The organism is Thioclava sp. L04-15, assembly GCF_002020275.1.
Classification (GTDB): domain Bacteria; phylum Pseudomonadota; class Alphaproteobacteria; order Rhodobacterales; family Rhodobacteraceae; genus Thioclava; species Thioclava marina.
Genome location: NZ_MPZW01000002.1, coordinates 90,645 through 103,496, shown reverse-complemented (window position 1 = coordinate 103,496; position 12,852 = coordinate 90,645). Strand labels below are relative to the sequence as shown.

11 protein-coding genes are annotated in these 12,852 nt (G+C 63.1%); 7 read left to right on the top strand and 4 right to left on the bottom strand.

Going from position 1 to position 12,852, the window contains the following annotated elements; translation table 11 throughout:
* Positions 1-25: 25 nt before the first annotated feature.
* A complete protein-coding gene (locus BMI90_RS06655; RefSeq protein ID WP_078527482.1) occupies positions 26-988 on the bottom strand; it encodes a YVTN family beta-propeller repeat protein in 963 nt (320 codons plus the stop codon).
* Positions 985-2,160, bottom strand: a complete 1,176-nt coding sequence (locus BMI90_RS06650; protein WP_246831500.1) for an ABC transporter substrate-binding protein — start codon at positions 2,158-2,160, stop codon at positions 985-987. The genes BMI90_RS06655 and BMI90_RS06650 overlap by 4 nt, the downstream gene beginning before the upstream one ends.
* Positions 2,161-2,312: 152 nt before the next feature.
* On the opposite strand from BMI90_RS06650, the gene BMI90_RS06645 reads away from it, so the two are divergent.
* The 6 genes from BMI90_RS06645 (at position 2,313) to BMI90_RS06620 (ending at position 9,720) form a co-directional block, all read left to right on the top strand.
* Positions 2,313-2,858, top strand: a complete 546-nt coding sequence (locus BMI90_RS06645; protein ID WP_078527476.1) for a sel1 repeat family protein — start codon at positions 2,313-2,315, stop codon at positions 2,856-2,858.
* 189 nt (positions 2,859-3,047) lie between these two features.
* Positions 3,048-3,428 (top strand): c-type cytochrome, encoded by a 381-nt coding sequence (locus BMI90_RS06640; RefSeq protein ID WP_348638923.1) that lies wholly within the window; start codon positions 3,048-3,050, stop codon positions 3,426-3,428.
* Positions 3,429-3,574: 146 nt separating this feature from the next.
* Positions 3,575-5,341 carry a PQQ-dependent methanol/ethanol family dehydrogenase gene (locus tag BMI90_RS06635; protein ID WP_078527474.1) on the top strand — a complete coding sequence of 589 codons (1,767 nt, stop codon included), beginning with the start codon at positions 3,575-3,577 and terminating at the stop codon, positions 5,339-5,341.
* A 269-nt stretch (positions 5,342-5,610) separates the two neighbouring features.
* A complete protein-coding gene (locus BMI90_RS06630; protein WP_078527471.1) occupies positions 5,611-6,318 on the top strand; it encodes a response regulator transcription factor in 708 nt (235 codons plus the stop codon).
* Between the two features lie 22 nt (positions 6,319-6,340).
* A complete protein-coding gene (locus BMI90_RS06625; RefSeq protein ID WP_093469983.1) occupies positions 6,341-7,510 on the top strand; it encodes an FIST N-terminal domain-containing protein in 1,170 nt (389 codons plus the stop codon).
* Positions 7,507-9,720 (top strand): PAS-domain containing protein, encoded by a 2,214-nt coding sequence (locus tag BMI90_RS06620; protein WP_078527467.1) that lies wholly within the window; start codon positions 7,507-7,509, stop codon positions 9,718-9,720. The genes BMI90_RS06625 and BMI90_RS06620 overlap by 4 nt, the downstream gene beginning before the upstream one ends.
* 84 nt (positions 9,721-9,804) lie before the next feature.
* Here BMI90_RS06620 and BMI90_RS06615 read toward each other — a convergent pair whose 3' ends face one another.
* Both BMI90_RS06615 and BMI90_RS06610 read right to left on the bottom strand, forming a co-directional pair.
* Complete coding sequence (locus BMI90_RS06615) at positions 9,805-10,776, bottom strand: quinone oxidoreductase (RefSeq protein ID WP_078527465.1); 972 nt, start codon at positions 10,774-10,776, stop codon at positions 9,805-9,807.
* A gap of 45 nt (positions 10,777-10,821) precedes the next feature.
* Complete coding sequence (locus tag BMI90_RS06610; RefSeq protein ID WP_078527463.1) at positions 10,822-11,754, bottom strand: LysR family regulator CbbR; 933 nt, start codon at positions 11,752-11,754, stop codon at positions 10,822-10,824.
* 102 nt (positions 11,755-11,856) lie between these two features.
* On the opposite strand from BMI90_RS06610, the gene BMI90_RS06605 reads away from it, so the two are divergent.
* A complete protein-coding gene (locus BMI90_RS06605) occupies positions 11,857-12,852 on the top strand; it encodes a class 1 fructose-bisphosphatase (RefSeq protein ID WP_078527461.1) in 996 nt (331 codons plus the stop codon).

The following is a 12,852-nucleotide window of genomic DNA, read 5'->3' as shown; positions in this document are numbered from 1 at the left end:
ATTTCGGAAAACACAGGAAGCCTCTTCACTTGCTGGAGGGACGCGCCGCCGCGCCCCAGGGGAAACGGCCGACCTTCACGGTGTCGATAGGTTCGAGCGAGGCGATATCGATTACCGTCACATCGCCGGAAACACCGTTGGTGGTGAACAGGCGGGTCTGGTCCGGCGAAAGCGCCATGTGCCAGACGCGACGCCCGACGAGAATATATCGCTCGACCTCGAACGTTTTCGCATCGACGACCGCGATATGGTTTGCGGGGCCAAGCGCGATGAAGACCTTTGTGGCATCGGGCGAAAACCGCATGCCCACCGGCTGGATCTTCTCGGGCCGCACGCCCTTGAGCTGGAAGGAGATCTTGCCGATCTGGCTTTGATCCTTCGTGTCGAAGATCGCCACGGTCCCGCCGATCTCCGAGCTGACCCACAATTCCTTGCCGTCAGGACTGAATTCGGCATGGCGCGGGCGCGGATCGACGAGAGAGTTGGCGATGATCTTGTGCGATTGCGTGTCGATCCAATGCGCCATGTTCGTCGTCTCGGAGGTCGTCACCTGCACCTTGCCGTCCGGCGAAATCCCCATACCCTCGGGCTCCACGCCCACGTCGATCTGCGAGACCACCTTGCGGGTCTGGGTATCGACGACGGTGGTGATGGCGTCATCTTCATTGGCGATGTAGAGCAGCCGATCATCCGGCGCGATCACGAATTGCTCGGGGTCTTCGCCCGAGGGCAGGTCATGCAGGATCTCGCCGGTGTCTGGGTCCATCACCTGCACCGCATCGCTGTCGGAGGCGCAGATATAAAGGCGCTTGAAGTCGCGGCTGAAGGTGATCCCGCGCGGGCGTTCTCCGGTCTCGTAGGTATGCAGAACCTCGAGCGTCTTCGCGTCGATCACGCTGACCGTGTCGTCCATTTCATTGGTGACCCAGATCTCGTCGGCCAGAGCGGGCGAGGCGAGAAGGGTAGTCAGTAGTAACGCGCGGATCATCTGGCGTCTCCGAAAGCTGTGCAGGGGGATTCGGGCGCGTCCACGCCCAGAGTGTCGAGTTCGTTGATCTGGTGGAGGAAGCCCTCGAGCGGCGCGAGGGCGGTCACCGCACGCTCGGTCACGAGCGGGATCGGCTGGCGCATCTGTCCGTTCCAGTTGCGAAAGGACAGAGGCCGGCCAAGGAAACCTGCAAGGCGAAATGCGTCCGAGAGCATATAGGTGCGCAGCTTCGCGGGGTCGGTCGATTGCGTGCGCGTGAAGGCCTCGCCAAGGGCCGCGACAGCGATCCAGGCGGCGAAATCGGCCTGCTGCATCTCGCGGCCTTCCGCCTCGCGAAAGCGGTTTTGCAGTTGCGCCGCGCCGTATTGCTCGACCACGCCGGACCAGCCGACGGGTTTGAGCCCCTCGGACCCCGCGAGTGGGCGCGCAACCCAGGTGTTATAAGCGATGTAGCGGGCGAAATCGCCGGGCTCGTCCGAGACGAGGAGCAGATCATGCGCGGGCAGGTCCTGCGTGAACAGGGGGACTTCAGCGGCCGCCGCGCGGCGCATATTCGCGTCGAAATCCCAGGTTTTCTCGCCGGCGAGGTTCAGACCGAATTTCGTGAGCGAGCGTTTCAATGCGGCTGCAAAGGCCAGATCTTCGGGTAATTGCCCGGCAATGAGGACCAGTTTGCGCCATTGTTTCTTCAGTAGAAACTGCGCCAGCGCATCGGTGCGCATCGCATAGCTCGGTGCGGTGTGCAGCACGTTGGCACGGCAGTCCGCGCCCCGCAGCGCATCATCTTGCGCGTAGGCGTCGAGGATGAGCGCGCCTTGCGCTTCGGGCAGGTCGGCGAGTGCGAGCAGATCCGGGGCAGGGGCCTTGACCACCAGAACCCGGGCGCCCTCGGCCAACGTGGATTTCGCAGCTTTCAGGAAATCCGCATCCGGGGCGACGACTGTCTCGTGCAAATCATAACTCTGCCCCGTGAAGCGCCCGGTCGTAGCGATGTCTCTTTCGGCCAGTCGTGCACCGTCGAGGCCGAGACCGGAGGGAATCGCTGCCATGTTCGACAGCACCGGCGGCGGCGACACCTGCCGCTCGATCCAGTCGATGCGCAGCACCTCGGCCTGCGATTGAGTCGCAAGCACAAGCGCGGCGCAGGCGCCGATGAGCCATTGAAAAGCCAATGATTTCCTCCCGTACCGGATCTTTCCCGGTCGGCTCATGCTGCGAATGCGTGGTCGTATGCGCAATACGACCAATGTCTAGGGACCAAGGTGACCCGCGTGAGGCCCGCGCATGTTACGATGGCTTTCGGGAGATCGAGGGAGGTCATGCGATGCGCCACGTTTTCATCCTCGCAATGCTGCTGGCGGCTCTGCCCGGCAACGGGTTCGCACAGGACGCCGAAAGCTATGGAGACCTCAATCCCGAGGAACTGTCGCTCGATCGGGCGCTGCGAGATGTCGGGCGCGGCGAGACCTCGATGACGAATTGCGCGATGGGCTATCTGATCACGAAATCGGGCCGCCACGCCGAGGCGCGCATGCTCTTCGAGCGCTGCTCGCAAGATGGCTGGACCGGCGCGATGACCTGGATGAGCCAGCTCGAGGATAACGGGCTTGGCGGGCCGCTCGATCCGGGCGCCGCGGCAGATTGGGACAAGCGCGCCGCCGATCTGGGCGATCCGGTCGGCATGTTCAATCGCGGGCTCGACCTGATGCGCGGGAGAGGCGTGGCCAGGGACGAGGCGGCGGGCAGGGCGCTGGTCGATCGCGCCGCCGAAGCGGGCCTGCCGACCGCGAAACGTTTGCAAGGCGCGGGTTACGATCTCGATGAGGTCACGCCCGACGCGGATAATTGGAAATACGCGCCGCTGTCCTGACGTGGCGCGTGGGCGGCCGGGGTGTCCTCTCTCTCGTCTCGGCCCGGCCGCCGCAGTTTTCCGTTCGATCGCAGCGATTTTCGGCGTGAATTACGACCAAGGTCGGGGGGGTAGCTTGATCCGTATCAAGCCCGGATCGGCCGCGCGCGGGCAGTCTCGCCAGTGACAATCGTAACAGGAGACGAACTGATGATGCGCCCGATTTTTTCCGCCCTCGCCCTCATGTGCCTGAGCCTGCCCGTGCAGGCCGAGACCTTCGAGAAGGTCAAGGTCGATGCCGGTGCCGCGCTCTTCGAGACCGCTTGCAAACGGTGCCATTCGGTCGATGCCGACAAGGCGAGCTATGGCCCGCTGCTGAATGGTGTCGTCGGGCGCAAAGCGGGCACGAAAGAGGGCTATCCCTATTCCGAAGCCCTTGAAAACGCGGGGTTCGTCTGGACGCCCGGCGCATTGCGCGCCTGGATGGAATACAATGACGAATTCGTTCCCGGGACCAAGATGCGCCATGTGGGCATCGAGGATCCGACCGTTCAGGATTTCATCGTGAGCTATCTCTCGACCTTGCACTGACCCCCGCCTCCCGTTTCGACGGCAGGGTCGCATGGGGCGTAAGACCAATGGACAATATACGCCGGGAGCCTGCCGTCGATACTTGACCCGTGATGCACCGTGAGCCGCGTGTGAGCCCACGGTGGGGAGATCAACGGGAGGACATGATGAACAGATTCGTACTGGCCGCCGTCGTTGCCATCTCCTGCCTCGGGACCGCCGCCACCGCGGGCGTGACCGAGCAGGATCTGGCCAATGACGAGAACAGCACCGCCGATGTGCTGACCAACGGGATGGGCCGCCATCTCCAGCGCTATTCGCCGCTGGAAACGCTCAACAAGGGCAACGTCGAGAACCTCGTCCCGGCCTGGGCTTTCAGCCTCGGGGGCGAGAAACAGCGCGGCCAGGAAAGCCAGCCGATCGTCTATGACGGCGTGATGTACATCACCGGCTCTTACTCGCGGATGTGGGCGATCGACGTGAAGACGGGCGAAGAGCTCTGGCAATACGACGCGCGCCTGCCCGAAGGCATCCTGCCCTGCTGTGACGTGATCAACCGCGGTGCCGCGATCTATGGCGACAATGTCTATTTCGGCACGCTGGACGCGCGCATCGTCGCGCTCGATCGCAAGACCGGGAAGGTCGTCTGGAACAAGAAGATCGCGGATTACAAGGAAGGCTATTCCTACACCGCCGCGCCGCTGATCGTGAACGGCCTTGTCATCACCGGCAATTCGGGCGGTGAATTCGGGATCGTCGGCGAAGTTCAGGCGCGCGACGCTGAAACCGGCGAGCTGGTCTGGACCCGTCCGACCATCGAAGGCCACATGGGCACGCTCAACGGCGAGGAAAGCACGATGACCGGCACGCTGAATGCGAGCTGGCCGGGCGACATGTGGAAGACCGGCGGCGGGGCGACCTGGCTCGGCGGTTCCTATGACATCGACACCGACACGCTGGTCTTTGGCGCGGGCAACCCCGCTCCGTGGAACTCGTGGCTGCGCAACGCGGGCGAGAAGAACGACGGCACCGGCGACAACCTCTATGCGGCCTCGCGTCTCGGGATCGATCCGAAGACCGGCGAGATCAAGTGGCACTTCCAGACCACGCCCCGCGAAGGCTGGGACTTTGACGGTGTGAACGAGGTGATCGCCTTCACCGACAAGGACGGCAACAAGCGCTTCGCCACCGCCGACCGCAACGGCTTCTTCTACATCCTCAATCGCGAGGACGGGAAGTTCATCGCGGCCTATCCCTTCGTGAAGGATATCAGCTGGGCCAGCGGCATCGACGAGAACGGCCGTCCGATCTACAACGAAGAGAACCGCCCCGGCGCTCCGAATGCCAGCTCGGACGATGGCAAGGGCCAGCAGGTCTTCGCGGTTCCGTCGTTCCTCGGCGGCAAGAACTGGATGCCGATGAGCTACTCGCAGAAGACGGGCCTGTTCTACGTGCCCTCGAACGAGTGGGGCATGGATATCTGGAACGAGCCGATCTCCTACAAGAAAGGCGCGGCCTATCTCGGCGCTGGCTTCACCATCAAACCGCTCTTCGAGGATTACATCGGCTCGCTCAAGGCGATGGACCCGAATACCGGCGAGGTGAAGTGGGAGTACAAGAACGACGCGCCGCTCTGGGGTGGCACGATGGCGACCGCGGGTGGTCTGGTGTTCTTCGGCACGCCCGAGGGCAAGTTCATCGCGCTCGATGACGAGACCGGCGAAGAGCTGTGGTCGTTCCAGACCGGCTCTGGCATCGTCGGCCAGCCGATCACCTGGGAGCAGGATGGCGAGCAATATGTGACCGTGATGTCGGGCTGGGGCGGCGCGGTTCCGCTCTGGGGTGGCGAAGTCGCCAAGCACGTCAACTACCTCAACCAGGGTGGCATGGTCTGGACGTTCCGCCTGCCCAAGAAACTCGCTTCGGCGAACTGATCCAAAGGTGCGAGACGGACAGGGCGCGGGGGAAACCTCGCGCCCTTTTCCTTGTCCGATCGGTATCGCCGGGGCCCTGCACCGATCCGAGCCGCGCGTGCGGGAGCCGTCGGGGCTATCAGCGCCGCTCCAAAGGCTGAACCGGGTGAAGGGGAAAGCACCGCAAAACCCCATATCCTACTTATTGCCAGTATCCCTCCGGGCGCGCCGCGCGCTAGGTTGGAAGAAAGCGGGCCTCTCACCCCGCGACGCAGACCGAAGGACGGCCCATGAAGGATCGCGCAGTTCCGCAGCACAGAAACGAGTTCACCTCGGCCCTCATCGTCGAGGATCACCCGCTCTTTTGCGATGCGCTCGCGATGACCTTGCAGGCGGTGGCGGGGATCCAGACGGTGACCCATGCCGAACGGCTTGCCGAGGCGCTCGACAAGATCGAGGAGGGGGCCACGCCCGATGTGATCGTTCTCGATCTCAACCTGCCGGATGTGAACGGGCTCGACGGGTTGATGCGGCTCAAGCAGGCCGCGCCCGATCTGCCGATCATGGTCGTGTCCTCTCTCGACGAGCCGCGGGTGATCCGCTCGGCCATCCTAGCCGGGGCTGCCGGTTTCGTGCCCAAACATTCGCGCCGCGAGCTGTTCCGCGCCGCCTTTGCCGCGATCGCGCGGGGCGAGGTTTTCGTGCCCGAGGCCAATGGCGAGGCACTGGCCGAAGGCAACGGTCTGAGCCCGCAGGACGAGGCGATCCGCCGCCTGAGCCAGCTCACCCGCCAGCAGGCGAACATCCTCGAGCAGATCTGCGAGGGCAAGATGAACAAGCAGATCGCCTATGACCTCAACATCGCGGAAACCACGGTTAAAGCCCATGTCACCGCCATCATGCGCAAGCTCGGTGTGTGTTCACGCACGCAGGCCGTGCTGATTGCGCGCGAGGCGCAGAGCATGTCGGGATTGCCGGAAAGCTGGCGGACGGGCTAACCTCCCGATGTTGGGAGGCGCCATGCGAGAGAATTTGATCAGACCTGCGGGGCCGGGATGTCCGCGCTCGGCCTGTGCGTCGGCGAATGCGCCCGATGCGCTCCGCCAGATCAAGGAGGCGCTGGGGCCGGGCAATCTCGCTCAAGTCTTCCTCTTTGCCGATGCGCTCGCCGATATCGAAAGCCTTGCGCGCGAGGGGCAGGTACTCTGGCCCGAGGCGGAGGTGGTGGGCTGCACCACCGCCGGAGAGATTACCTCACGCGGCTATGATGCGGGGCAGATCGTCGCTTTCGCCTTGCCTGCGATGGGGTTCTCGACCGAACTCCTCGTGATCGAAAACCTCGATCAACTCGACACGAAAGCGCTGGTCTCGGACCTTTTGCGCGCCCGCCAGAGCCTTGCGCGGCGGGCCTTTGCGCGGGCGAGCGAATTCGCCGTTCTGCTGGTCGACGGGTTGTCCGGTCAGGAAGACGCGCTGGTCTCCGCGCTTTCGGGCGGTCTCGGGCCGGTACCGCTTTTCGGAGGATCGGCGGGCGACGGGATCCGGTTCCAACGGGCCGAGCTTTTCGCGCGCGGACGCCGGTTTTCCAACGCGGCGGTTCTCAGCATCGTGCGTTCCGCCTGCGATGTGCAGCTCTTTTCCTTCAATCACCTGAAACCCACCATGTCGCGCATGGTCGTGACCCGTGCCGATCCCGAGGCGCGGTCGGTCGTGCGGATCAATGACGAGCCCGCCGCGCGCGAATATGCGCGGCTGCTGGGGCTTCATGTCGAGGAACTCTCTCCCACGGTCTTTGCCGCAAACCCGGTGCTCGTGCGGGTGGGCGGACGCTATCACGCGCGCTCGATCCAGCAGGTTGGGGCAGGGGACTCGCTTGTTTTCTTTGCGGCGATCGACGAGGGGCTGGTGCTGACGCTGGGCGAGCCCGAAGACATCTCGGCCCATCTTGCGCGCGAACTCGACGCGCTCTCGGCGCGCCGGCAACCTTCGGCGGTTCTGGGCTTCGACTGTATTTTTCGCCGCTTCGAGGCCGAAGGTCGTCAATCCGTACGTGCCGTGTCGGACACGCTCGCGCGCCACGGGGTGGTGGGTTTCTCCACCTATGGCGAGCAGATCGGCGCGATGCATGTGAACCAGACGATGACGGGCGTCGCTTTCTTCCCGCCCGAATCCCTGGATGCCGCGTCATGAAACAGTCGCTTGCCACATCCTTTCTCGATCCCGCAGATACGCTTGAGCGCCAGAACGAGAAACTTCTGACCATCGCCGAGGCGCTGATCCGCCATTCCGAGGAGATGAACGAAGATCGCGGTGCGGCCTTCGCGCAGTTCCAGCGCGCCGCGATGCTCGAGGATCAGGTGCGCGAGCGGACCCGCGATCTCGAACGCGCGCTCGACCTTCTGAACGCCTCGAATGCGCGACTGGCCGATGCGAACCGCGAGACCGAAACCGCGCGCCAGAACCTCGCCGCCGCGATCGAGACGGTTCAGGACGGGTTTGCGTTATTCGACGCGCAAGACGTGCTCGTGATGGCCAATTCGCGTTTCAATGCGTTGTTGAGCGACGTGCGCGACAAGATCGTTCCGGGGCTGCATTTCCACGATTACCTCGACCTCGTCGCGCATTCCGATCATCTGCACATGCCCCCCGGGATGACCCGCGAAAGCTGGATCGCAATGCGCCGCGCACGCCATGCCGAGCATCACTTCATCCTCAATCAGGCGATGGGTGAGGATCGCTGGATGCAGGTCTCCGAACATCGCACCCATGACGGCGGCACGGTGATCTTGCAGACCGAGGTGACCGATCTGATACGCGCCGAACGCGAGGAGCGGGGCAGGCTTCTGGACGATCAGGCGCAGATCCTGCGGGCGACGCTTGAACATCTCAAGCTCGGGGTCTGCATTTTCGATGCGGGCTTGCGCCTGCTTGGCTGGAACGCGCGGCTCAGCGAATTTCTCCTGCTGCCGCGCAACCGTCTGCGCCAGGGGATGCATTTCGACACGGTACTCGATCAGGTCCGAGACCAGTTCATCTTTCCGAGCGGGCTCTCGGCGCATCGTCTGGGAGATTGGGTCCGCCGCGCGCTGCGTCACGATCATTTCCAGGTCGAGGTGACGCAGGACGGCGGCAAGGTCTTTGAAATCTTCGCGCAGGAAATGCCCGACGGGGGCTTCGTGATGTCGCTCTCGGACATCTCTGCCGAGCGCCATGCGATCGAAGGCCTGAGCCGGATCAACGAAACGCTCGAGGCCCGCGTGACCGAGCGCACGCTGGAGTTGGAAGATGCGCTGGCTCGCGCCGAGAGGGCAAACGCCTCGCGCGCGCGGTTCGTCGCGGCGGCAAGTCATGATCTCCTGCAACCGCTCTCTGCGGCAAAGCTCTATCTCGCTTCGCTTGGTGAAGAGAATACCGCGGAAATGGCTGCGCGCACGGTCGAGAAGGCGCATAACGCGCTGATGTCGGTCGAGGGGATCCTCGGCGCGCTTCTCGATATCTCGCGGCTCGAGTCAGGCCACGTCACCGTCGATCCCGGTCCGGTCGCACTGGGGCCGATCTTTGCAGCCCTGCGCGATGAATTCACATTGCATGCGCGCATCAAGGGTTTGAAAATACGCATAAAACCAACGGATGCGGTGGTGATTTCCGACCGGACATACCTGCGCCGTATCCTGCAAAACCTGATCTCGAACGCGGTGCGCTATACCGAAACGGGCGGTGTTTTCGTGGCACTTCGACAGCGCCGCGACGGTCTTTTCGTCGAAGTTCGTGATAGTGGGCCGGGCATCGCGGAAGCAGATCAGGATTCGATTTTCCATGAATTTCATCGCCTTAACGCGAAAGCCTCAGCGTCCGAGGGCATGGGGCTGGGACTTGCGATCGTCGAACGCGCGGCCGCCGTTCTCGGCCACCCACTGACGTTACGGTCTGCACCGGGATGCGGATCGACGTTTTCGCTCGGCCTGAAACCCGCGCTTGGCCAGGTCGCACGCATCGAGGACGATCCGGTCGCTGTGGCACGCGATCCCGAAGGGGGCGATATCGTCGTGCTTCTGGTGGAGAACGACGCTGAACTGTCGCGCGCGATGACCCAGCTTCTCGAGAAATGGGGCGTGACCGTGCTGGATGTGAGTTCGGGAGAAGAAGCGCTGGAGCTGCTCGAAGCCACCGGGCTCGAACCCGATGCCTGTCTGATCGATTTCCAGCTGGGAGACGGTATGGACGGGCTCGCTCTGATCGAGGAACTGCGCGCACGCCGCAGCGACGTTCCGGTGCGGCTCGTGACCGCTGACCGGTCCGAAGCTTTGCGCAAAAGGGCACAACCGGCTCAGGTGGAAATTCTCACCAAGCCGGTGCCCACGGCGCAACTGGCGGCATTTCTCTTTGGATCGGGACGTTAGGGGGCGCGGTTTGCGCCTCCCTGTGTCGCATCCGTAAAGCGTATAATCCGTATTATGTAACTAAAATGCGCTATTTTGGCGCCTTTACGGGATCAAAACCGTGCTTCCCACTGTCTTGCGCCCCTCCAGGGCCTCATGTGCAACGGCGACGTCCGCGAGGTCAAAGCGTTGTGCGATCTCTATCTTGATCGCGCCTTTCGCAATCATCTCAAAGAGTTCTCCGGCTGCTTCAAGCAACCAACCCGGCCGTGTCGTATGATGGAACAGCGTCGGTCGCGTCAGTCGCAGCGAATTCCGCGTGAGATCCCCGACCTTGAACTGATCCGGCGGACCGGAGCTCTGACCGAAGCTCACGAGCGTTCCGAACCGCTTGAGCACATCGAGCGACTTCATCAGCGTATCGGCGCCAACGGAATCGTAGACGGCATCCACACCAGCGCCGCCCGTCAAATCCATGACTTCCTTGACGAAATCCTCGCTGCGATAGTCGATGACCTGCGCATAGCCGTGATCTTTCGCAAGCTTGCATTTCTCGGGCCCGCCAGCCGTGCCATAAGCGGTCACGCCCTTGGCCTTGAGCCATTGACCCGCGATCAACCCGACACCGCCTGCCGCTGCGTGAAAAAGCACGTGTTCACCATCACTTACCGGGTATGAGTGATGTATGAGGTAATGCACGGTCAGCCCCTTGAGCATGACCGCCGCCGCGACATCGTCAGAGATCGCGTCGGGCACCGGCACAAGCTGATCGGCAGCGACGACTCGGTGGCTCGCATAGGCGCCATTGGGCAGCGTATAGGCGACGCGCTGTCCCGGCTTGAGGCTGACACCCTCGCCAACCGCCTCGATCACGCCGGCAGCTTCCGCACCGGTTATAAGATCGCGCTCCACTGGCCAGGGATAGAGACCCGTTCGGAAATAAACATCAATGAAATTCAATCCGATAGCGGTGTGTCTTAACGTGACCTCTCCCGGCCCCGGCTGCGGCGGGGCGATCTCGATCCGGTGGAACTGGTCGCGCCCTCCGGGCGCCGTGATTGCCATTGCATATGCCATGCGCACCTCCCTTTTGCGACAGAGTTAACTCAGCCGCAGGCAAGGTCAATCTTGCTCCATCCGTGGCAGGAACGCGCCCTTCATCTCGACGATCTCTTCCCAGACCCGCAGCGCCAGTTCCCGCGTGCGTTCATCCTCGCGGCGAACCAGGAACCAGTGGCGCATGAGCGGCAGACCCGGCGCGTCGATCTGCACGAGCCGGCCTGTCGCAAGCTCGTCCATGACCGTGTGCAGGCTGAGAAAGGCAATGCCGAGGCCGGCCATCACCGCCTGCTTGATCGTCTCGTTGCTATCCATCTCGAGCGTGTCGTAGATCCGTCCTTCGCCGATCCGGTCGAGCCAGCGCGACATCACAATCCGGGTTCCCGAGCCTTGTTCGCGCGCAAGGAAGGTCTGGTCGAACAGAAGATCGAGCTGCATCCCCTGCCCGATCAGCGGATGGCCCGGCGGCACGATCAACCCATGCGGATGCTCGCCTATCGGCTCGGCGATTACGGGCGGATGACGCGGAGGTCTGCCCATGATCGCGAGATCGAAGGTGCCGCGCTCGACGCCTTCGATGATGCTCGAGCGGTTGCCCACCCGCAGCGCAACCTCGATCTCGGGATGCGCGTCTTGCAGCATCTTCACCAATCGAGGCGCGAAATACTTTCCGGTCGAGACAACGCCAAGCGTGACCCTGCCCGACTGCCCACGCTGGATGGCGAGCAGGTTGGCGGCGGCCTGCGACAAGTTGTCCTCGATTCGTCGCGCCGTCTCACGCAAGGCCATGCCGGCCTCGGTCAGCTCCGAACCCGAGCCATCCGCCGCGCGCTGGATCAGCTTCATCCCGACCGCTTCTTCCAAGCCCTTGATCTGCGTATGGATTGCCGGTGTCGTCAGCCCAAGCGTCTCACCCGCCGCCGTCAAGGAACCGCCGCGCGCCACCGCATCGAGCGCGCGCAGCTGTTTCAGCGTCAAGGCATTCATCCGCATCATGTTCAACTTTCTTTAACGCGATTTCCCAAGATTTAAATTTCATAAAACGCATTCTTTCGCAATGCTCCAGCTCGACAGCACATCGTCTTGGAGGAGGGATCGATGTCAGTGAGCTTCGACGGCCTGGGCTTGTCGCCCGAATTGGCCGACACTATGACACGTCTGACCAGCGTCGGCGCCACCCTGGCGCGGATCATCGCCCGCAACGGACTTGAGGGAAACCTTGCCGAAGCGGCGGGCACGAATGCCGGTGGGGACGGTCAGAAAGCGCTCGATGTGATCGCCGACGAGGCGTTCATGGATGCGCTGCGCGATGGCGCGGTGCGCTACTATGCATCCGAAGAGCAGGATGACGTAGTCGATTTCGAAACCGGCACGCTGGCGCTCGCCATCGACCCGCTGGATGGATCGTCCAATATCGATGTGAACGTCTCGATCGGGACGATTTTCTCGATCTTCCCGAAAGCCGAGGGGCCCGATGAAAGCTTCCTGCGCCCGGGCACCGAGCAGATCGCGGGCGGCTATATCATCTTCGGGCCGCAGACCGCGCTCGTGGTGAGCTTCGGCAAAGGCGTACAGCAATGGGTTCTCGAGCCGGGTACCGATATCTGGACCCGTGTCGCCGACCCCAAGCCCCTGCCCCATGAAACCTCGGAATACGCGATCAACGCCTCGAACTACCGCCATTGGCCGCAGCCGATCCGTGCCTTCATCGATGACATGGTCGCCGGTGCCGAAGGTCCGCGTGGGCGCAATTTCAACATGCGCTGGATTGCCTCTCTGGTGGCCGAAACGCACCGCATCATCTCGCGCGGCGGCGTGTTCCTCTACCCGGGCGATGATCGCAAGGGATATGAGCGCGGCCGTTTGCGCCATGTCTACGAATGCGCCCCGATCGCGTTGCTGATCACGCAACTCGGCGGCGGGGCCACGGACGGGGCCGACCCGATCCTGAACGCCCTGCCCGACCGCCTGCACGCCCGCACGCCTTTCGTTTTCGGTTCGAGCACGAAAGTCGCCCGCGTCGCTGCCTATCACGACCTGCCGCACGACGAGAGCCACGCGCTCTTCAATTCCCGCGGCCTGTTCCGGAGCTGA